This window comes from Neptunomonas phycophila (assembly GCF_001922575.1).
In the GTDB taxonomy this organism is placed as follows: domain Bacteria; phylum Pseudomonadota; class Gammaproteobacteria; order Pseudomonadales; family Balneatricaceae; genus Neptunomonas; species Neptunomonas phycophila.
Genome location: NZ_MRCI01000001.1, coordinates 342,442 through 363,787 on the forward strand (window position 1 = coordinate 342,442; position 21,346 = coordinate 363,787).

The 21,346-nt window shown below is 46.1% G+C and carries 21 protein-coding genes; 9 read left to right on the top strand and 12 right to left on the bottom strand.

What is annotated here, in order from left to right; genetic code table 11:
• Positions 1-109: 109 nt before the first annotated feature.
• The 5 genes from pstB to BS617_RS18320 form a co-directional block, all read right to left on the bottom strand.
• Positions 110-961: a phosphate ABC transporter ATP-binding protein PstB gene (gene pstB, locus BS617_RS01560; RefSeq protein WP_083609891.1), complete on the bottom strand. Its 852-nt coding sequence runs from the start codon at positions 959-961 to the stop codon at positions 110-112.
• 15 nt (positions 962-976) lie between these two features.
• The gene (pstA, locus tag BS617_RS01565; protein ID WP_075171169.1) at positions 977-1,867 is read right to left on the bottom strand and encodes a phosphate ABC transporter permease PstA; all 891 of its coding nucleotides are present in this window, start codon (positions 1,865-1,867) and stop codon (positions 977-979) included.
• The gene (gene pstC, locus BS617_RS01570) at positions 1,864-2,841 is read right to left on the bottom strand and encodes a phosphate ABC transporter permease subunit PstC (RefSeq protein WP_075171170.1); all 978 of its coding nucleotides are present in this window, start codon (positions 2,839-2,841) and stop codon (positions 1,864-1,866) included. The genes pstA and pstC overlap by 4 nt, the downstream gene beginning before the upstream one ends.
• Before the next feature lie 130 nt (positions 2,842-2,971).
• On the bottom strand, positions 2,972-4,027 hold the full coding sequence (pstS, locus tag BS617_RS01575) for a phosphate ABC transporter substrate-binding protein PstS (protein WP_083609892.1): 1,056 nt from the start codon (positions 4,025-4,027) through the stop codon (positions 2,972-2,974).
• A 441-nt stretch (positions 4,028-4,468) separates the two neighbouring features.
• On the bottom strand, positions 4,469-4,651 hold the full coding sequence (locus tag BS617_RS18320) for a hypothetical protein (protein ID WP_212667399.1): 183 nt from the start codon (positions 4,649-4,651) through the stop codon (positions 4,469-4,471).
• 128 nt (positions 4,652-4,779) lie between these two features.
• On the opposite strand from BS617_RS18320, the gene BS617_RS01585 reads away from it, so the two are divergent.
• Complete coding sequence (locus BS617_RS01585; RefSeq protein ID WP_075171172.1) at positions 4,780-5,367, top strand: TetR/AcrR family transcriptional regulator; 588 nt, start codon at positions 4,780-4,782, stop codon at positions 5,365-5,367.
• A 234-nt stretch (positions 5,368-5,601) separates the two neighbouring features.
• A complete protein-coding gene (locus tag BS617_RS01590) occupies positions 5,602-6,156 on the top strand; it encodes a carboxymuconolactone decarboxylase family protein (protein WP_075171173.1) in 555 nt (184 codons plus the stop codon).
• Positions 6,157-6,227: 71 nt separating this feature from the next.
• On the opposite strand, the gene BS617_RS01595 is transcribed toward BS617_RS01590, so the two are convergent.
• On the bottom strand, positions 6,228-7,133 hold the full coding sequence (locus BS617_RS01595; protein ID WP_075171174.1) for a LysR family transcriptional regulator: 906 nt from the start codon (positions 7,131-7,133) through the stop codon (positions 6,228-6,230).
• A gap of 117 nt (positions 7,134-7,250) precedes the next feature.
• Between BS617_RS01595 and BS617_RS01600 the strand changes: the two genes are divergently transcribed.
• The 3 genes from BS617_RS01600 (at position 7,251) to BS617_RS01610 (ending at position 10,727) form a co-directional block, all read left to right on the top strand.
• On the top strand, positions 7,251-7,982 hold the full coding sequence (locus BS617_RS01600; protein WP_249263557.1) for an SDR family oxidoreductase: 732 nt from the start codon (positions 7,251-7,253) through the stop codon (positions 7,980-7,982).
• Positions 7,983-8,303: 321 nt separating this feature from the next.
• Positions 8,304-9,890, top strand: coding sequence for a peptide chain release factor 3 (locus BS617_RS01605; protein ID WP_075171176.1), 1,587 nt, complete (start codon positions 8,304-8,306; stop codon positions 9,888-9,890).
• A gap of 33 nt (positions 9,891-9,923) precedes the next feature.
• Positions 9,924-10,727 (top strand): TatD family hydrolase, encoded by an 804-nt coding sequence (locus tag BS617_RS01610; RefSeq protein ID WP_075171177.1) that lies wholly within the window; start codon positions 9,924-9,926, stop codon positions 10,725-10,727.
• A 46-nt stretch (positions 10,728-10,773) separates the two neighbouring features.
• On the opposite strand, the gene BS617_RS01615 is transcribed toward BS617_RS01610, so the two are convergent.
• Entirely contained in the window at positions 10,774-12,690 is a 1,917-nt protein-coding gene (locus BS617_RS01615) for a beta-ketoacyl synthase (RefSeq protein ID WP_075171178.1), read from the bottom strand.
• Positions 12,691-12,988: 298 nt separating this feature from the next.
• On the opposite strand from BS617_RS01615, the gene BS617_RS01620 reads away from it, so the two are divergent.
• Entirely contained in the window at positions 12,989-13,645 is a 657-nt protein-coding gene (locus tag BS617_RS01620) for a YiaD family glycine zipper/OmpA-like lipoprotein (RefSeq protein WP_075171179.1), read from the top strand.
• Positions 13,646-13,714: 69 nt separating this feature from the next.
• On the opposite strand, the gene zapB is transcribed toward BS617_RS01620, so the two are convergent.
• On the bottom strand, positions 13,715-13,903 hold the full coding sequence (gene zapB, locus BS617_RS01625; protein WP_075171180.1) for a cell division protein ZapB: 189 nt from the start codon (positions 13,901-13,903) through the stop codon (positions 13,715-13,717).
• An 85-nt stretch (positions 13,904-13,988) separates the two neighbouring features.
• On the bottom strand, positions 13,989-15,260 hold the full coding sequence (locus BS617_RS01630) for a flagellar assembly protein T N-terminal domain-containing protein (RefSeq protein WP_083609893.1): 1,272 nt from the start codon (positions 15,258-15,260) through the stop codon (positions 13,989-13,991).
• 127 nt (positions 15,261-15,387) lie between these two features.
• Between BS617_RS01630 and BS617_RS01635 the strand changes: the two genes are divergently transcribed.
• Positions 15,388-16,077, top strand: a complete 690-nt coding sequence (locus BS617_RS01635; RefSeq protein WP_075173389.1) for a FlgO family outer membrane protein — start codon at positions 15,388-15,390, stop codon at positions 16,075-16,077.
• Positions 16,074-16,535 (top strand): LPP20 family lipoprotein, encoded by a 462-nt coding sequence (locus BS617_RS01640; protein ID WP_075171181.1) that lies wholly within the window; start codon positions 16,074-16,076, stop codon positions 16,533-16,535. The genes BS617_RS01635 and BS617_RS01640 overlap by 4 nt, the downstream gene beginning before the upstream one ends.
• A gap of 6 nt (positions 16,536-16,541) precedes the next feature.
• On the opposite strand, the gene BS617_RS01645 is transcribed toward BS617_RS01640, so the two are convergent.
• The 3 genes from BS617_RS01645 to map are packed head-to-tail and all read right to left on the bottom strand — an operon-like array spanning position 16,542 to position 20,328.
• Positions 16,542-16,826, bottom strand: coding sequence for a DUF1244 domain-containing protein (locus BS617_RS01645; protein WP_075171182.1), 285 nt, complete (start codon positions 16,824-16,826; stop codon positions 16,542-16,544).
• 20 nt (positions 16,827-16,846) lie between these two features.
• Positions 16,847-19,543, bottom strand: coding sequence for a [protein-PII] uridylyltransferase (locus BS617_RS01650; protein WP_075171183.1), 2,697 nt, complete (start codon positions 19,541-19,543; stop codon positions 16,847-16,849).
• Between the two features lie 14 nt (positions 19,544-19,557).
• Complete coding sequence (gene map / locus BS617_RS01655) at positions 19,558-20,328, bottom strand: type I methionyl aminopeptidase (RefSeq protein WP_075171184.1); 771 nt, start codon at positions 20,326-20,328, stop codon at positions 19,558-19,560.
• Positions 20,329-20,593: 265 nt separating this feature from the next.
• Between map and rpsB the strand changes: the two genes are divergently transcribed.
• A complete protein-coding gene (gene rpsB, locus BS617_RS01660) occupies positions 20,594-21,325 on the top strand; it encodes a 30S ribosomal protein S2 (RefSeq protein ID WP_075171185.1) in 732 nt (243 codons plus the stop codon).
• The last annotated feature ends 21 nt before the right edge of the window (positions 21,326-21,346 follow it).

Below are 21,346 nucleotides of genomic sequence, written 5' to 3' on the forward strand. Positions count from 1 at the left end.
CCAGTGTATTTCCATGGCTGCGGTATGGGAAAAATCGGCACAGTAACCTAATAACAGTCACTGTACCGATTTGTTATGAAGCTGTTGGTGATTAGCGTGAGCTATAGGCTTAGCTGAATTCACCAGAGACGTATTGCTTGGTTAGTTCTGCTACTGGGTCCTCAAATACTTGGCGAGTCTCACCCATTTCTACGAGGTAGCCTGTACGCCCGCCTTTAGACAGGTCGACACCAAAAAAGCAGGTTGTGTCAGCAACACGCATAGCTTGTTGCATATTATGTGTCACCATCGCAACCGTATAGCGCTCTTTAAGTTGCAGCATTAGCTCTTCAACTTGTCTTGTTGCGATAGGGTCTAACGCTGAGCAAGGTTCGTCCATTAAAAGCACATCAGGCTCTGTTGCAATCGCACGAGCGATACAAAGACGCTGCTGCTGACCACCGGACAACGATAAACCGCTATTTTTGAGTTTGTCTTTAACTTCGTTCCATAGTGCGGCACGTTCAAGGGCTTGTTGGACACGCTCGTCTACGTCACCTTTAAAGCGATTTAAACGTAAGCCAAACGCAACGTTATCGTAGATGCTCATTGAAAACGGGTTTGGTTGCTGGAACACCATGCCGATATAACGACGGACAATCACGGGGTCGACCTGTTTCGCATAGATATCTTTGCCGTGGTAGTTGACCTGTCCTTCTAATCGGAAACTGCTAATTAGGTCGTTCATGCGGTTAAGGCTACGCAATACGGTACTTTTACCACATCCCGAAGGCCCTATAAATCCAGTGATCTTTTTCTTTTCAATCGGAACCGCGCTGCTGTTGACGGCTAAGAAATCACCGTAAAATATTTTGTCGATATTACAGTCGATTACGACCTCACCTTGCGGGACAAAAGCTGATGCACGTTGGTGATTAGCGGCGACTGATTCTTCTGCTAAACGCATAGCTGTTACGCTCATAATAAAGTCCTTTTGTTAAACCTTAGGTTGGCCGATGAGTCGAGCTAAAATGTTGATCACTAGTACAATCAAAACAAGTGTCAAAGAGGCAGCCCAAGCGAGTTGAATCTGATTATCAAACGGCATCGCGGAAAAGTTATAAATTAAAATAGAAAGAGAAGCCGTTGGCTCCATCACTTCTGATAGGTAGTAGTTACTGAACAAAGCAGTAAAGAGCAGCGGCGCTGACTCACCCGCCGCACCTGCAACAGCTAATAGCACACCGGTAATAATGCCCGGTAAACCGGTTGGTAGTACTACTTTCATAATAACTTGGGTACGCGTACAACCCATGCCAAATGCTGCATCTTTCATGCGTTGTGGAACTTGGCGCATCGCTTCTTCCGCCGCTAAGACGACCGTGGGTAGCATTAGAACGGAGAGGGCAATACCACCGGCTAAAGCGGAATAGCCAAACGTAATGACCAATACACTGTAGGTAAATACGCCTGCCAAAATCGATGGGAAGCCAGTGAGCGTTTTTGATAAAAAGCGCGCCGTGATGGATAATTTACTCGTTGGTCCCAAAATGGACATGTAAACGGCGGCTAACAGACCAATAGGTACACTGATTAAGCTGGCAATGCCAACCATCACGAGTGTTCCCAATATGGCGTTACCAAAGCCTCCGCCTGTTTCGAATGCGGTAGGTGGCAGTTCAGTAAGTGCTTCCCAGTCCAGCCGCGAGCCACCTTCCATGATGAGCATAAAGATAACCGAGAATAACGGTACACTTGCCACGATTGCCGCAAACCAAGTTAATCCCGTCAATAACCCATTCTTAAGCGCACGCGGCTCAAACATTTCGCGCTCAAGTGTCGGTAAAGTTGGAGCTATGCTGGGCGCTTTTAAATCTACATCTTTCATTTTTTGCCCTCAAACTTACGAACGGTGTATTGCTGGATGGCGAGTCCAATCACGTTAACGATGAAGGTAATGGCTAGTAGAACCATAGCGGCATACATCAGCGCTTCTACTTCGATACCACCGGCTTCTGGGAAGTTTGACGCGAGTAATGAGGCCAGAGTATTCGCCGGAGAGAAAAGCGATAAGCTAATTTGGTTACTGTTGCCAATTAACATCGCCAAGGCCATGGTTTCGCCTAATGCACGACCAAAACCTAATACTAAGGCGGCTAAAATGCCGGAAGATGCCGTAGGCAACATGACCTTGAGAATAGCTTCCCACTTTGTGGTGCCCATTCCGTAGGCAGCCTCTTTAACTTTGTAAGGAATGCGACGAAAAGAGTCGACGGAAATAGCCGCGACAGTCGGCAAAATCATAATGGCTAAGACCAGTGAAGCAGGTGCTAAGCCAGGTCCACTTAGGTCGGTGCTAAAAAACGGTAAAAAGCCAAAGTGTTCGTGTAACCAATCGGCTATGGGACGTAGCATTGGGATCAGAACATAAATACCCCACAAGCCATAAACCACCGATGGAATTGCCGCTAATAGCTCGACTATTGTTCTGAAAACAACCGCAAAACGGGCGTGAATAAAGTCTTGCGTTAAGAATATGGCAATTGCTACACCGAGTAAGCCGCCCATAATTAAAGCAAGGAAGGAGCTATACAATGTGCCCCAAATTTCTGGAAGAACACCAAAGGTTCCGGTGTTAGTGTTCCACTGTGTGCCTGTTACAAAACCAAAACCATGTAGTTTAAAGGCTGGAACAGCTTCCCCACCTATTTGCCATAAAATGAAAGCGACTAAAATAACAATTAAAGATGCGCTGGATATGGCGATGCTACGGAACAATCTATCGGCTGTGTAATCGGCGCTTGAAGGGGGTGCTGATATGGGGCTGGCATTAGCCAAATGTGCGAAAGGGTTTTGCGACATTGAGAATACCTCATCCGTCTTACTAATACCTCTGGTACGTTTCGTCGTACCAGAGGTGTTTGTTCACTACGCTTCCAAGCTCGAACAAGAATGGGTAATCCGTTTGGGCTTGTTGTGAGCAGTCGGGTTATTATTGAACCAGTTTTGCCGCTTCACGTACTTTGGCGATAACGTTCTCTGGTAATGGGATATAGCCCAATGCATCAGCGCTTTTTTGGCCTTCTGTTAAGCAGTATTCAATAAGGTCACGTAACACTTTTGCTTTTTCGTCATCTTGGTTTTTGTAAAGCAGTAACCATGTGAAAGAGGCAATTGGGTAGGCTTCCTCACCAGCAGGGTCATTGACCCAAGCAATTAGGTTGGGAACATCACTGTTTGGCAGGTTACCAGTAGGAAATTCAGCACTAGCCAATGCAGCAGCACCTGATTCCGAACCCGGAGCGACAAAGTGACCCGCTTTGTTTTCTAGCATGGCAGTTTTGGCGTTGGTGAGCTTAGCGTAGCCGTACTCAATATAACCAATAGCTCCAGGTGTTTGTTTGATAGTTGCAGTAATACCATCATTTTTAGGCGCTTTTACGAACTTAGCGCTATTTGGCCATTGTGGAGATTTTGCTTGACCAATCTTGTCTTTAAAGTGGCTGTTGATTTCTGATAAGTGGCCTGTAAAAACATAGGTGGTACCAGAAGAGTCCGAGCGTACGACGACTGTAATGGCTTCGTTTGGTAGTTCTACACCAGGGTTGGCTGCTGCGATAGCAGGGTCGTTCCACATAGTGATGTTGCCTGCAAAAATTTCAGGGTAAACATTACGTGGTAGTTTAAGCTCGGCAACGCCTTCTAAGTTATAAGCCAGAACAACTTCACCCGCCGTCATTGGCAGTAGAACAGCACCGTCCTTTACCTGCTCTATTTCTTTATCTTTCATGGCTGCGTCACTAGCGGCAAAGTCGACAGTTCCGTTAATGAAGTCTTGAATACCCGCACCACTACCTTTGGCTTGGTAATCGATACGCACGCCATCGGTTTCTTTACTAAAGTCTTTAAACCACTTTGAATACAGTGGGAATGGGAAGCTCGCGCCCGACCCAATCAATTTGACATCGGCACTGGCTTGGAAAGAAAGCACAACACCTGCTGCACAAATAACAGTGGCAGATTTCTTCAAAAATTTACTGAAACTCACGATCTTCTCCTCATAAAACTGTCTTAGTTACTGGGTATGTGCCAGTGATGTGCGTAGCTTATGATTCAAACATGACAGATTTGTGATAATCCCGATGATCAAATGCAATGCATTTTGTAGGTATTGGGCAGTGCCCGGCCGTAAATTAAAGGTCTTAAAACCTGAGCCTTTGAAATAAAAGGAAAAAGAGGAAGGGAGACTTTCTGTTTTAAACAAATCAGTAGATCTAGCAGAGGCGGTATTTGTTTAAAAAACTTTGTTTATTTTTAGTCAGCTGGACACATCGACGCTTGAAATGAGCATAGCAGGCAGTAAGTGCATTGTACTGATGGTAGTGACTAGCGATTGGGAGTGCGTCGTTAACCGTCCACAACTGTCTTTAACAGCGAAGTAGTTTTTACCCTTAATAGCTTGCTAAAAAGGGTTTAGGTGAATGGGTATTTATTGTTGTCGATCAAACAGGGCGGTGAGGCCCAATAAATCGGCTATCGTTTCTGTGGGGGCTTGACCCCATGGATCAAAAATAGAGGCTTCGGAGCGACAGACCCAAGCCTGTAGTTGTGTTAAAACACCTTGTGTATCGATTAAAGTACCGTAAACGTCAAAAGCTAGCGTTGTTTTCATGCTGGCCTCTCGATGCATCTCGATGTCAGTTCTTATATTTGTACAGGTAGCTTATTCAATATAACTAGATTTGAACGACCGCTCAATATAAAATTGCTAGAAAGTTAATACAAGTATACGAGTGTCTGATGAGTAAGACGGCAAAATTTGATCGCCAGCAGGTTATCGATAAAGCGAAAGATCTGTATTGGGAAAAAGGCTTCCATGCGACCTCTATGCGTAATTTACAAGACGTGGTCGATATGCGCCCCGGCAGTATTTATGCCGCTTTTGGTAGTAAAGAAGCACTCTTTAAGGAAGCGTTGGCGCGTTATACCGAGATTGGTTTGGCTAACTTGCAAGACTGTGAACAGCAGGCTGCTTCACCTTTAAGCGGTCTAAAGCTCTTTATGAAAAACATAGTCATTGAATCCCAATGCAGTGCCCCAAACGGCATGTGCATGCTGGCTAAAACCGTGGCGGAATTAACGTCTGAGCATCAAGAGTTATTAGATGCGGCTAAAGAGTCTCTTAAGCGTATGGAAGCGGCATTTGCGGCCGTACTGACTCGCGCTAAAGCAGCAGGTGAATTGGCACCGGATAAAGACCCACAAGAACTAGCGCGCTGTATTCAAGTACAGATAGCAGGGCTTAGGACCTATGCCAAAATTCATCAGAGTGAAGCGCCTCTTGAGCACATGATCGAAGATATCTTTTCACACTACCCATTCCATTAATCAAATAGCCTATTTGGTCCTCGGCGAGCAATCACTCTGGCTGTTTGTCGAGTAAGTCTCAAAAAATCCCCTGTTTTCAATGTGGCCGTGGTTGAAAAAAGATCGCGTCAACACATATTTGATCGATCGTTCAAATATGTGTTGAACGATCGTTCATTGTGATTTATAGTCTCTTCACTTCGTTGGGATAACCTGATTTCTCAATGTAATACGTACACGAACAGGAGATTTGTAATGAGTAAGTTCACTATCCATACGCTCGAATCAGCGCCAGAAGACAGTAAAGAGTTTGTAGAAAAATCGTTTAAAGCTAACGGTCGAGTGCCCGGTTTGCACGGTGTTATGGCCGAATCACCTAGCTTGCTAGAAGCTTATCAAGTAGTTCATAAGTTGTTTATGGATTCGTCGTTTGATGCAGAGGAGCTCACGGTCGTGTGGCAGACTATTAATGTTGAGCATGAGTGCACGTATTGTGTTCCTGCGCACACCGGTATAGCCAACATGATGAAGGTAGATCCTGCGCTAACCGAAGCATTGCGTAACCGTGAACCGATGCCAACACCAAAACTGCAGGCGCTTCATGACACCACGTTAGCTTTGACGCGCAACCGTGGTCATTTAAGTGAAGAAGAAATTCAGAACTTCTACGATGCAGGTTACGGCAACCGCCAAATTTTAGAGATCATTTTGGGGTTATCTCAAAAAGTAATGAGTAACTACACCAACCACTTAGCTGAAACACCCGTTGATAAGGTATTCGAAAAGTTTGCTTGGTCACCTAAAGGGTAATGAGCAGCCACTAGAAGCTGCAGGTGCCCCATATTGTGTTAGGGTACCTGCGGTTTTGCTGGTAGTCGGTTTTAGCCAAGCGTTGATGGATGACTTATACCGAAAGCGACGTCTAACCACTCTATAAAAACTTTAACTCTAGGTGAATATTTTCTGTTTCGCGGATAAAGAATGGATACTGGAGAGGGGGTTGGAGGGGTTGAATCTAATATGCTGGCTAAAGCGCCTGATGCTAGATCCTGTTTAATGTGATAACGCGGAACTTGGATTATCCCTAGTCCTTCTTTTGCGGCAGCTACAAGTGTTTCGGCTGCATTGACTACCATCGAAACTTTAGGGGAAACGTTGTGAACTTTGCCATCTATGACAAATTCTAGAGGTAAAGGCATACTGCTTCCTGTGGCTCTAAAGCCTATCATTCGATGTTTTCTCAAGTCCTCCACGTTTGTTGGGGTACCAAATTTTGCTAAATATTCAGGCGAAGCGACGGTTACTTCATCTAAAAGGGTGATTTTTTTTGACACGAGGTCTTCTGCTTTTACGTTCCCAACTCGAATGGCGCAATCTATTCCTTCACGAATCACATCAGAAATTCTGTCTCCTTCGCTCATATACAGTTCGATGTCGGGGTATTCAGATAAAAATTGGGGTAGCTTAGATATGAGAAAATGGCGAGCTAGCGTTCCATGAACATCGACTCGTAAGGTGCCTTTGGGTTTGACGGCCGAAAAAGCAGTTTCGGCATCTTCTACTTCTTGAATTATTGATAAACACCGTTGGTAGAATGCTTCGCCATCTACTGTTGGAGTGACTTGTCTTGTTGTTCGCTCAAGCAGCATAACTCCGATTCTGTGTTCGAGCCTCTTTACCGCATCTGTCACCGTTGAGCGGGCTAGATTCAAGTCCTCGGCTGCCTGCGTAAAACTTTGCCTTTCCAGTACTCTAGTGAATACGCGCATAGCGTCGATTCTGTCCATGATTGTTCTCAAAATTCGGATGGTGTTGTCGAATATTGGCTGATTATTCGATATTAAAAAAGTGTTACTTTTAATGCGATGTTTTTCAAGAGTGATAATTGAGGAGGAAATATGTCAATGTCTAATAAAGTAGCGTTAGTCACTGGTGCATCGCGCGGAATCGGCGCAAGCATCGCTAAACGCCTAGCGAAAGATGGTTTTGCGGTAGTAGTGAATTATGCGGGCAGAGAAGATGCCGCAAAGGAAGTCGTTAACCACATTACTCAATCAGGCGGTATAGCCTTACCTTATCAAGCCGATGTGTCAGATGCAGTGTTGGTGCAAGCGATGTTTGATCATGTCGAGTCCACATTAGGTAAAGTCGATGTGTTGGTGAATAATGCCGGGGTAATGGGGCTTAAGCCACTTGCCAAAGCTGATATTCAACACGTAGACAAACAAATAGATATTAATCTCAAGGGGACAATCAACACCATGCGTGAGGCCTCAACAAGGCTTAACAAGGGTGGAAGAGTGATTAACTTTTCGAGCAGTGTTGTCGGCCTCAAACTTGAAAACTACGGTGTTTATGCGGCAACGAAAGCAGCGGTTGAAACACTAACGGCCATTATGGCGAAGGAGATGCGTGGTAAAAACATTACAGTCAATGCTGTTGCGCCCGGGCCTACGGCTACGGAGCTCTTCTTAAAAGGTAAACCTGAAGAACTCGTTGAACGTATGGCGAAAATGAGCCCGCTTGAACGGATTGGAACGCCAGATGATATTGCGTCAGTCGTCTCTTTTTTGGCGAATCCAGATAGTGGCTGGGTCAATGGACAAGTGTTGCGGGCCAATGGTGGGGTCATTTAAGGAGAGCCACGCGTAAGCCATTTGGGTTACAACCCTAAAGTGGGTTTAGGCAACTTACTTCTGTGGCGTGGATAAATTCGAGATAGGGCCGTAAGTCAGTTTATCAACAGTGATTGGAGAATCCGTTTCGAACGGGCCGAAGGCAGAGCAATTGTTGAGAGTAAATGGTAGCTGATTATTAACCATTGATTGTGTATAAACGCTAGATCAGCGAAAATAGCCGCCAATTATGATTAACAGGCAGATTTGTGCTGTGAGTGGCCAAACAGCTTATCCTCGATAGTGTTACAAATCCGCGTTTAACGAGAAGATACTAAATCCATGTCAAACTCCCAAGTCCAGCGCGAAGTGGCGAAGCGCCGCACGTTTGCGATTATTTCTCACCCCGATGCGGGTAAAACGACGATTACTGAAAAGCTCTTGTTGCTGGGCAACTTGATTCAAAAAGCCGGCACAGTTAAAGGTAAAAAAAGTGATCGTCATGCAACGTCAGACTGGATGACGATGGAGCAAGACCGGGGGATATCCATAACATCTTCGGTTATGCAGTTTCATTGGAATGAGCGTGTAGTAAACCTGTTGGACACACCGGGACACGAAGATTTCTCGGAAGATACTTACCGTACGTTAACCGCTGTAGACTCAGCGTTGATGGTGGTGGATGGTGCGAAAGGTGTCGAGGAACGCACAATTAAGCTGATGGACGTATGTCGTTTGCGCGATACACCTATTTTCTCATTTGTGAACAAAATGGACCGTGATATCCGCGATCCAATTGACCTGTTCGATGAGATTGAAGAAGTGTTGAAAATCGAGGCCGCGCCTATTAACTGGCCTATCGGGATGAGTACCTTCTTCAAAGGGGTTTATAACCTCTACACGGATACTATCCATGTGTATAAGGCGGGTCAGAACGCTGTCGTTCCTGAAGATGTACGTATTCAGGGGTTAGATTCGGATGAGGCGCGTGCTTTGCTCGGCGATAGCTATGAAGATTTTGTTGAAGAAATAGAGCTAGTTAAAGGCGCTACTCACGAGTTTGATGTCGATGCATTTTTGGCAGGAAAACAAACGCCCGTGTTCTTTGGTACGGCCTTAGGCAACTTTGGTGTACGTGAAATGCTGGACGACTTTGTTAAGTGGGCACCGGCGCCTATCGCCCGTGCCACGGTAACACGTGAAGTAGAGGCTGATGAAGAGAAGTTCTCGGGCTTTATTTTTAAAATCCAAGCCAACATGGACCCAAAACACCGTGACCGTATTGCATTCATGCGTGTGTGCTCAGGCAAATACAGCCGCGGTATGAAAATGAAGCATACCCGTGTGGGGAAAGAGGTGAAGATCGCTGACGCGGTTACCTTCCTTGCAGGCGATCGTGAAAACGTCGAAGAGGCTTGGTCTGGCGATATTATCGGTTTGCATAACCACGGTACCATCCAGATTGGTGATACGTTCACTGAGGGCGAAGATCTTAAATTTACGGGGATTCCGCACTTTGCGCCGGAAATGTTCCGTCGTGTGCGCCCTAAAGATCCCCTGAAGATGAAGCAATTGCAAAAAGGTTTACAGCAATTGTCGGAAGAGGGCGCTGTACAGTTATTTCAGCCGCTCAAGAACAATGATTTGGTCTTAGGGGCGGTTGGTCAGTTGCAGTTTGAAGTAGTTATGTTCCGTTTGCAGGATGAGTATAAGGTTGACTGTATGTACGAGCCTGTATCTGTTCAAACGGCCCGCTGGGTTGAGTGTGACGATAACCGTATGATTGAAGACTTCCGTAAAAAAGGTTACGAGAACTTATCGGTTGATGGGGGCGGTTTGCTGACATATCTAGCGCCAACCCGTGTAAATTTAAGTCTGACGCAAGAGCGTTGGCCTGATATTCAATTCCGCGCTACGCGTGAGCACTAATTTCTAAGCTTATATACGCTCAAGGAGGTCTAAATGGCAGTAGGCATGTTAATCGATAGCCACTGTCATTTAGACTTTTCCGATTTTGATGCTGATCGAGACTTAATCGTCAACGAGTGTGCGGCTTTAGGTATCCATCATTTCATCATACCTGGCACAACAGCCGCACGGTTTGAATCTCTTGTTTCCCTCGCTCGCCAAACAACCACCTTCTCGTTCGCTTTAGGGCTGCATCCGTATTTTATGGATGAGCATGAACCGGCGCATCTTGATCAATTAGAAGCCTTGCTTGTGAAGCAAAACGTGTGTGCTGTGGGAGAGATTGGGCTGGACTTTTACCTTCCTGAGACGAATAAAGCCGCGCAAGTTGATCTTTTTTTGGCTCAATTATCGCTTGCTTGTCAGTATCAATTGCCGGTTATTCTTCATGTGCGTAAGGCGCATGACGAAATGACTAAGCTGCTACATGATTATCGGTTTAGTGGTGGCGGTATTGTTCATGCCTTTACCGGCAGTGTGCAGCAGGCCGAACGCTATATTGAACTAGGCTTTTGTTTGGGGTTAGGAGGCAGCATAACTTACCCGCGTGCCAATAAAGTACGCAAAATGGCAGCGGCGCTTCCTGATATCTGTATCGTGCTGGAAACAGACTCTCCTGATATGCCTTTGTCGGGCTATCAAGGTCAACGTAATACACCGGCTCAGCTAGTTAAGGTGGCGCAGCAACTAGCACAGCTCAGGGGACAGTCAGTCGATGATATAGCGCGTTTTACCACGGCTAATGTGAAGCGTACCTTGGGTATCAACGCAATAAAAAAGCTCCCTAAGGAGCTTTAACTAACACGCGTACCGTCTAAAATGCACCTGGGGTCTAAACCAGGATCTATTTTTTGTCGGTGAAGTCCCCAAACGGGTTATCCAGAGTTAAGTCTATGGCATGCGCATAGCCCGGTAGCTTAATTTGAGTGGCGCTGATGTCGAGATCATAGCCCGTCAGTACATTATTATCGTAAAGGTAGATGGGGCGTGATTCACCGCGCATGGCCGCTAGGTCGTACTCGCTTGCTCGTTCGCGCGTTTTCTCACGTTTTGTTTTCCACTGAGCTATGGTCTCGCTGTCATACTTGTTAGCTAACCATTGTTCTGCAATGTGTGGGGCAATAACCGGAGCGCTGGCATTATTACCGCCAAAGCCTTTGGAGTTTAAAATGACACTATCCATGCCTTCTTTGCCAACGTAAGTGTGCTCGGTTAACAAGGCTAAGTTACTTTGATAGACATCATCGGCAATTGCTGTAGTGGTTGTTATGCCGGGAATGTACCCATAAGACCAGGTGCCCAGTGATAACGTAAGCTGGTCACCGCCAGCTGTACCTTGCGAGTGTCCTAAGAAGCACTTAATAGCAGTGACCGGCCACTTATTAATACCAAACGCTTTAGCGGTTTCGTTTATAACATGTGATTCTGTCACCCGGTTCTGAGGGGTGCTAGTTCCATGTGCTTGCACATAAGAACGCTGTTGGAGAGACTCTTCGCCTAGCAATGTTTTAATGAGAGAGGCCGCCTTTCCTAAGGTGACATAGTTGCCTATACCTGGCGCTGAAATCGATTTTTTGTGGCCATCGGCGTTCACAAAAACATCGGGTACAACGCCATAGATGTCAGCGCCGAGTTCGATTGCAAGGTCATCGCTCATTAGCATAATAAATTGGCTGGACTCGCCAATGGTAAAGCCGCAGTTGTTAGCAAAAGGACGACAAGCTTTTCGGTAATCGGCATCGCTAAGTTGGTTTAGGTGGTCAAGCGCTAGTAGGTCTTTATCTTCTGCCAGTGCGCCCATTGCTCTGAAGCCTTCAATGACTTCTGGAATCACTGGCGCATCGCTTCCGCCCACTAGAACCACTTTACGCTTACCGCTACGAATATCTTCTACAGCGTTGCGTAGATTGTACAGGAAAGTCGCACAGGCACCGAGAGCGCCACCGGTTGAGCCTACGTTGCCTAGCATGTACGCATTAACAAAGTCCGCTGGCATTTGGGCATAACCTAATGGCATCTGCTTGGACGATGTACGCTTACCTAAGGCGGGATACTTGGTTAAGCCTCCAAAACCTAGATCATCTAACTGACCAATCGAGTTGCTTGCATAAACCGCCACTTGATCCGGAGCGACATGTCGCATTACCTCGTCAAAAGGAATGCCGGTCGACATTAAAGCGTCAGAGGCGGAGAAGACTGTCATTTGCAAGTTGCGAGGGTGGTTGCGCGATTGATACAGAGCATCGGGCTTAAAACCACTGGGAAGTTGGCCAGCTGATTGAACCTGTGCCGTTTTGACGTCAGGTAAAATAGCTTCAATGTCCCCGACAACAGCGACGCTGACCTCAGTAGCGTTCAACTGGCTCAATGTCCAGTTAGGAGGAATATGTTGAGGCAATTGGCGTTTTTTGAGTACAAAGTGAATTTCGCCATCGTTTTTGAGTGTCGCGGCTTTATTAAACATCACTTGATCTACATTGAAGCTTGCCGGCTCTATTCGGCGAATCAGCGTGTGGTCCAATATTTGTTGTAATAAAGTATCTAATAAAGTCTCAAGCGGCTGAACGTCACCGTCAGCGTTGGTGTAGCTTCCGGATTCGTAGTGGGCCAAACCCATAAGTGTGGCAAGGCTGAGTAGCGTTTCTTGTTTGCTCTTCGCGTCTAGGTGATCAAGAATCAGACGGCGGTAGGCATGATGAAATGAGCTACGACCAGCGGGGTTTACACCACCGAAACCGACGATGAGGGGTAAATGTGACAAAGAAAAGTCCTCGGCTGAGTCTTATACATAACTAATAGTTAACAATAGACCGCATATTGTATCGGCACATAGTAAAGCTGACCAGAGAATAGCAGTGTTTCCCTGAACCTTAATTGATATTTTAGTGTCAAAAGCGTCACTTATTTAATACGTGATGAATAAAAATACTCCTGATAGACTTATTCTAGGTATTTAAGGTTGCCCCTTTTTTGGAATATGCTGAACTCAATTGAGTCAGCGAGCCTTAACCGCTGTTTGTCATGAATACACGTTGATAAAAATACTGATCGGAGGTTTCATGAAAAAAATTGCATTTGCTTTAGCTGCTGCCACATTGGTCACGGGCTGTACGACGCTAGATCCATATACGCGTGAAGAGAAAACGAGTAATGCTACCAAAGGCGCAGGAATAGGCGCTGTTGCCGGGGCTGTGCTGGGTGCGGCGGTATCAAGTAAAAAAGACCGTGGTAAAGGTGCCGTGATTGGCGCACTGGTAGGCGGCAGTACGGGTGGCGGTATTGGCTACTACATGGATCAGCAGGAAATGCAGTTACGCCAAGAGCTAGACGGCACCGGCGTGGGTGTTGAGCGTGTAGGTGATGAGATTCGACTAATCATGCCGGGTCATATCACGTTTGCGACTAACTCCTTTGCATTAGCGAGTGATTTTCAACCTGTTTTAAATTCTGTAATTAAAGTGTTGCAGAAGTTTAATGAAACCGCGTTGAGCGTAGATGGCTTTACCGATAGCTCTGGATCTTTCGAATATAACCAAACATTGTCTGAAAAGCGTGCAGCGAGCGTAGCTAATTATTTAGCCGGTGGTGGTATTAAAGCAACGAGAATTAGCACACATGGTTATGGCGAGCGATATCCGGTGGCGGATAATGCAACGGAAGCGGGTAGAGCGATGAACCGTCGCGTAGAAATTAATATCCGTGGTGCTCAGGGGTAGAATGTACAAGCGGTTATTAACGTGAGAGTTAATAACCGCTATTTTGAAAACCGTTCAGGCGTCAGATTTTTACTCGGCGGCGTCTAGAACGTCAAACTTCTTAAGCAGGCGTTGCAGGTTTTCCTGTGTGCCTTGTTTTTCTGTTTCTAACGACTCTTTAGCTTCGCGCAGTTCTGTGACTTCCATGCGCAGCAATTCCACTTCTTCGATTAGATTTTCGATTTTATTTTCTAACTGATTAAACAGCTCGTGTTGCATGGTAATTCCTTGGCCCGCAGGCAATAGCGATGACAATAAAAAATGTAGGCGATGATTATAGAGCCACAGAAGCCGAAGTAAACCGCTACCAGAACATCACGATGTCTTGAGGCTGGATATTATGCTCTGAAACAGAGCCGTCTATGCGACCTCGGGCTGATGTTGGCTGAATATCATCAAGCGTGAGAGTCAAATTTGTGTTGATAAGTTCAGTGGTTGACTGCCCAGTTTGGTTAAAAAACATATTCTTACGGTAAACAGTAAGCTTGTCTCCTCGGCTTAAACCGCTGTTCAAACCTGAGTTAATCCAGACTTGGTTGTTGTCAACCTGAGTGATACGGGAAGAAAAGGGCAAACAGCGTAAGGATTGCACAAGATCTCGGCTTATCTCATCTAGTAGAGCGTTTATTTTCTGGCCGTAGTCGGTGTCGTTAAACGCTGGCGTTGCAAAGCCAGTGCGCTTGCTTGAGTCTAAAGGCCATTTCCCGGCTGTTGCATAATGTTGTTGTTCGAGTAATGAGCCACTAAAGCCGTCGTGGATGAACAGGTCGATACTAAAGTGTCGTAGGTGCTTATCGCTTTTGTAGTCGAGCTTGTTGTAGGTATCCTTCAGCCAGTTGCTTTCTGTCATGACGGAAGGGTCATTCATTGACAGGTCTCGGATCACGCCAGAAACAATGTATTGAGTGTCGAGCTGTTGTGCATTGCTCATTAGCGTTGTGAGAACGCCGTTATCCAGTTGCTGTGTCGAGGCGGTGTTTAGATTGCTAAATAGCTGTAACTGGCTCGCGTTTAGTGGATAAACACTGCTTTCTAGTCGTAACCGGTTAGCCAATGCTGTGCTAAGGCCGGATGAAATGCCGGATAGTTGCCCTAAGTTTGCTTGATTGGGGTGCGCCAGAGGGAAGGCCGCAAACGCGACACTTTTTCTAAAGCTATTACCGCTACTGCCATTTAGGCAAGCAGTATCGGTATCTACTTCGGCTTTGATACGAACGAATAAGGTATTGCCGCGTAACTTTTCATCGATGATCTCTATGTTTCTTAGAGTACTTAGCGTAGAAATACGCATGTTGTCGATTTCTAAAATCCCATTCTCTAACTGCTGTGTGGTACTAATATAGGCAGAAGCTTGGAGGGAGGCTTGTTGTTTTGCATCGCTCATGGCTATCTCGCGTGCTTGGCTTATGTTGCCGTCAATTACTAGCCCTTGGCCTACCGCCTCAACCATTGTTTTCTGGGGCGAGCTTGGGTGTGCCATTGTGTCTTGGGCGACGCTGTGGGTGGAGAATAACGTGCATGAAAAAGCAAAGAGCGACATTGCAAACGTAAAAAAAGCGGTAAAAGATCTCAACATGAGGCTGTCCTGACCGATATATAGTGTGAAACTGTATGTATTTATGTTTCGGCTTGTAAATGAAGTTACATTAATAGCATATAACGAAGTGCGCTACCTTATTGAAATTAAACCTGTAGGTGCTGGTATGAGTAAATACCTTTATATTATTTGTGCGTTACTACTATCCGGCTGTAGCTCCCGACAGCCAGTGGACGTGTCTGTTACTCATATAAGCCCACAAGCGAGTCAGGCTATTGTAGATCAAGTTTCACGTAACCAGTCGCTAACGACGCCCTCGGATTATGCGGTGGTCGATGAGGCGTACCAAGGCAGCGATCCAGTCAGCGAAGCTGTGGGACAGATGGCTCAGCAATTGGTGCATGGTTTAACCTTAAACCGGGTAAAACGTTTTCCTATTGCGGTGTTACCTTTTTCATCGTTACGCCGCAGTGTTGCCGATGATCTAATGGGTGAGCGTTTATCTGAAAACTTTATCTTTCCTATGCAGCAGCGTGGTTATAATCTAGTTGACTACCGCGCTGTGAGCTTGGCTACTACCGCTAAGTCTCCTGTGTCCAAGCAGAACATGTCGGCGTTGCGCGATCGCTATAAAATTTATTTTGTGTTGACTGGTACTTATGCCAAATATGCGGATGGTGTGGTGATCAATGCACGGATTCTAGATACAACCACTCGTCAGGTTTTGGCTTCGGCGCAAACGCATATCCCTAACGGCCGCCTAGAAGGGGCGTTGCCGGGCTTTGATCCTGTGCGTGCAATAGCGAATGGTTATATTATAGAGAACGGATCAGGTCCAATGAGGTTGAACGAATGAGCAAGTATGGACTGTTATGTGTCGTGTTTTTAGCCTTTGGTTTGAGCGGCTGTGACACGATTAAAGTGACGGCAAAACAGGTGGTTGATGAGCTGCCTCAAGCTCATTTTGTTGATGCAGGGCCTCCTCTGAAGCCTCATTATGTGCAAGCAACAGGCTACGCGCCCATCAGTCTTCAGCCAGGCGCTACGCGTCAGCAGAAAGTGGTTGTTGCTATGCGAGCTTCTAAATTACGAGCGTACCAAGAATTGGTTGGTGTTGTGCATGGGCAGTATGTCTTTGGGACAACAACAGTGCAGGATATGGTGATTCAGAATGATTCATTCAAGACGGCAGTGGCGGGTATTGTTCGTGGAGCGCGTGTCATTAAAAGTTATCCGATCCAAGACGATACTTATGCAACCACGCTTGAAGTGGATATGAACCAGCTGCAGCAAGCGTGGGTGTCTTCCCAATAAACAGTGTTACTTGTTATTGAAAGCAGCAAGCTGTTCAGCGGTTGCTTCTTGTTGGTACTTGTCTTTCCAGTCGGCGTAGGGCTCACCATAAATTATTTCGCGAGCGGCTTCGTAATCCATGTCGATACCGCGCTCTTGGGCTTCGGCTTTATACCACTTTGAAAGGCAGTTGCGACAAAAGCCTGCTAAGTTCATGAGATCGATGTTTTGCACATCTTTGCGGCTGTCTAAATGTGCGACCAAACGACGAAATGCGGCGGCTTCAAGTTCGGTTTGTGTTGCTTTGTCCATTGTTTTATACCTTTTCGTTTTTATTGTGCATTGATGTGTTGGTCGAGTTCGCGACAAACGCGAGTTTGCAGCTCAATGCAGACGGCTGGGTCGCTAATCGGTTCACCATCAATATCGGTAAGAAAAAATACGTCTTCTACGCGCTCACCTATGCTTGTAATTTTTGCCTTGCGCACGGAAATGTCGAGTTCGGAGAAAATTTTACCAATCCGTGCCAGCAGCCCCGGTCGGTCTGGGGAGCGTACTTCCATTACTGTCTGTTGGGTATTAGGGTCATTACTGAGGTTGACGGTCGTAGGGGCGGCAAACAACTTCATTTGGCGCGGAATACGACGATGTATAATGTCTGGATAGTCTTCTGGATCGTCTAGTTCTTCTATTAAACGATCACGAATACTATTTATATAGTCGGGATTCTCGGAGAGCGGCTCGTTATCTTCGGTTAACACGGTGTAGGTGTTAAGTGTCTTGCTGTCATCGGTCACAATGATTCGAGCATCTTGGATGCTAAGAGAAAGCTGGTCTAACGTCGCAACAGTAGCTGCAAAGAGATTGTTGATGTCTTTACTGTAAATGAAAATTTCTGTGGCGCCTTCGTAAACTCGATATGATGTCTTCTGGATAAGCACCAAGGGCAGGTCGCTAGGCTCATGCTCTAATATTGATTGCGTGTGCCAGGCAATATTTTTAGCGTCCTCGCGCAGGAAATAGTCATCTCCCATGGTTTGCCAAAATTCCTGTACATCCGTTTCTGGTATGCCAGAGCGCTTTAAGATCATCAGTGCTTCGTGTTGCACTTGTTCGATACGATCTTCTTTGTTGCCCGGGTTTTCTAAACCACGGCGTAATGCGCGCTTGGTTTCCATGTAAAGTTGGCGTAGCAACGTTGCGCGCCAGCTATTCCACAAAGTGTGATTGGTTGCATTAATGTCTGCCACGGTGAGGACATACAAGTAATCAAGGTGGACGTTGTCTTGTACTTGCTGCGCAAAGGTGTTGATAACTTCGGGGTCGGATAAGTCTCTTCGTTGCGCGGTCATGGACATTAATAAGTGATTTCGTACTAACCACGATACTAAATGAGAGTCCCATCGGCCTAAGTGGTGGCGCTCACAGAATGCCATGGCGTCAACGGCACCTAGTTCGGAGTGATCTCCCCCTCGACCTTTCCCAATATCGTGATATAAACCGGCTATGTAGAGTAGCTCTATCTTGGGCAGTTGGTTGACTAGGCGATAGGCAATCGGAAATTGTTCCATGTGATCCCGGTGGCGGAATTGGCGCATTTTCTGGATCACTTTTAAGGTGTGGGCATCGACTGTGTAAATATGGAATAAGTCGTGCTGCATCTGCCCGACAATTTCGCCAAACTCGGGTAGGTAGCGCCCCAGTATGCCATAACGGTTCATGCGTTTGAGCTCGGTAGAAACGCCGTTAGGCGACTTCATGAGTTCCATGAAAAGCGATGTATTTCGAAGGTCGTTACGAAAGTCATCATCGATTAAGTGTCTGTTGTCGCGAATAAGCCGAATTGTAGATGCGCGAACGCCTTTGATATCGTCGTGGTTGGCTAGTAGTACAAACACCTCTAAAAGGGCGAAGGGGTGTTTTTCGAACACGCGGTCGTAGGTGGCTTCAAGGTAGCCATTGTGAACTCTAAAGCGCTTATTGACCGTGATGAATGTTTGTTGGTCTTCTATTTTTAAGATTGCTTCATCAAAGTACTGCAGTAGCATGTCGTTGAATTCAGCCATAGCCATCGCAACACGATAATACTTGCTCATGAACTGCTCTACGGCCAGTGCACCTTGTTGGTCTTTGTATCCGAAAAACTCAGCTAGTGCGCGCTGGTGGTCAAAGAGTAGTCGATCCTCTTTGCGTCCACTGATCATATGCAATGCATAACGAACCGACCACAAATACAGCTCGCCTTGGTTGAGCGTGTCTAATTCTGATTCCGTTAAAAAACCGTGGTCAACGAGGTCTCGGATATAGGTAGCACCAAAATGGCGCTTGGCAACCCAGCCAATGGTCTGTAAGTCGCGTAAACCACCAGGGGAGTTTTTGAGATTAGGTTCTAGGTTGTATTCCGTGTTGTTGGTTTTTTCGTGGCGCGCTTTTTGTTCTTTGTATTTTGCCACAAAGAACTCTTTATCTGTCCATGCGCCCTCCGACGTCACCCTGTCATACATTTCTTGGTGTAAATCTGGGTTGCCGGTGAGTGGTCGAGATTCGATAAGGTTGGTGGCGATGGTGATATCGTCTTGAGCTTCGTTATAGCACTCGTCAATGGTTCGGACACTGGAACCAATTTCAAGCTGGATATCCCATAGAAGCGTTAAAAAGCCACTAATACTCTCTTCGCAATCCGCAGGAACAAAGTCCTTGAACAGTAATAATATATCCACGTCTGAATGCGGGTGGAGTTCGCCGCGGCCATAACCTCCTACCGCAATTAGAGAGGCTTGATTATCACTCGGCCAGTCGAAGAGGTTCCAAGCTGAAGTAATGATCTGATCAATTACGCTGGCACGCCCATACACCAGTTGGCGGATGTCTTCGCCTGCTTTAAAGCGTTTGTCTATCTCTTCTTGAGAGTGACGTAAGGTTTTTTTGAACAGCTTAACGGGCGATTCGCCCTCAGCTAATTGTCTTTCAAAAGCTGCTGTATCAAGAAACTCTGTCGTATCTACCAAATGCTGTAAAGGTGTGCTCATGTGATTCCTACTGCTTAAAAGGATTCATCTGATCGTAATGTCAGGACTTCATAGCCAGTGTCTGTTACTAAAATGGTGTGTTCCCATTGTGCCGATAAGCGACGATCGCTGGTGGTAACTGTCCAGCCATCTTTGTTGTTGAGTTTTACTTGGCGTTTGCCTGCGTTAATCATAGGTTCGATAGTAAAAATCATCCCTGCTTGTAACTCTATGCCGGTACCTGCGCGTCCGTAATGAAGTACTTGAGGTTCTTCATGGAAGCCAGCTCCGATACCATGCCCACAATACTCCCTTACAACAGAGTAGTGGTTGCTTTCTGCATACTGCTGAATAACATGGCCAATATCGCCTAAGAAAGCACCCGGTTTAACTAATTCGATGCCTTTGATCATGCATTCACGAGTGATATTCATTAGTCGCTCAGCGTGAGGTGCAACTTTGCCGACAGCAAACATTTTGCTGGTATCACCATGGTAGCCATCTTTAATGACAGTGATGTCGATATTGATGATATCACCGTTTTTCATTGGCTTATCATCGGGTATGCCATGACACACTACGTGGTTTAAAGAAGTGCAGATAGATTTGGGGAAGCCATGGTAATTAAGTGGTGCTGGAATGGCTTTTTGTTCGTTGACGATATAGTTGTGGCAAATATCGTTCAGTTCATTGGTAGTGACACCCGGTTTTACGTGGGGTTCGATCATCTCTAATACGTCGGCGGCTAAACGGCCAGCTACGCGCATTTTTTCGATCTCTTCTGGGGTTTTGATGATAACTGACATGAGTGTCCTTGCTTTCGTTAAAGAGGCGAACCGATCATTTTTAGGAGTTTACGATCAGTAGTTGACTAATTGTACCTAATAATAGGGTTCTAGCGAAGGTTGACCTTCAAATTGATTGGGTGTTGTGGTATAAAACGCGCTCCCGAAATACATAAGGTATATCGGAGAATATTCCACACACATATCGTCACAGTTACCGGGTGCCGCTTAGCGGTTGGTAGTTGGGGTATGTGGAGGTCAAACCCAATACATAGGAATGCTAATCATGGCACAAGTTACAATGCGCGACCTGCTAAAAGCAGGCGTACACTTTGGTCACCAGACTCGTTACTGGAATCCGAAAATGTCTCAGTACATCTTCGGCGCTCGCAACAAAATTCATATCATCAACCTTGAGCACACTCTACCTGCACTAAACGGTGCATTGGATGTTGTTAAAGGCATGGCTCAGAACAAGAACAAAGTATTGTTCGTTGGTACTAAGCGTGCTGCTAGCAAGATCATCCAAGAAGAAGCTGCTCGTGTTGGTATGCCTTACGTTAACCACCGTTGGTTAGGCGGCATGCTGACTAACTACAAAACTATTCGTCAGTCTATCCGTCGCTTGCGCGAGTTAGAATCGGCTGCTCAGGATGGTACGTTCGCACAGCTAACCAAAAAAGAAGCGTTGATGCGTCAGCGTGAAATGGAAAAGCTAGAGCGTTCTATTGGTGGTATTAAAGAAATGGGCGGCTTGCCAGACGCACTTTTCGTTATCGATGTTGATCACGAGCGTATCGCTGTAAACGAAGCTAACAAGCTGGGTATCCCAGTTATTGGTGTTGTTGATACTAACAGCAACCCAGATGGCATCGATTACGTTATCCCAGGTAACGATGATGCGCTACGCGCAATTCAAATCTACGTTCAGTCTGTTGCTGATGCATGTGGCGAAGGTAGTGAAGTTGCTGGCGGTAAAAGTGAATTTGTTGAAGTAGAAGAAGCAGCTGCAGAGTAATTTCTCTGTCAACTCTTTAGG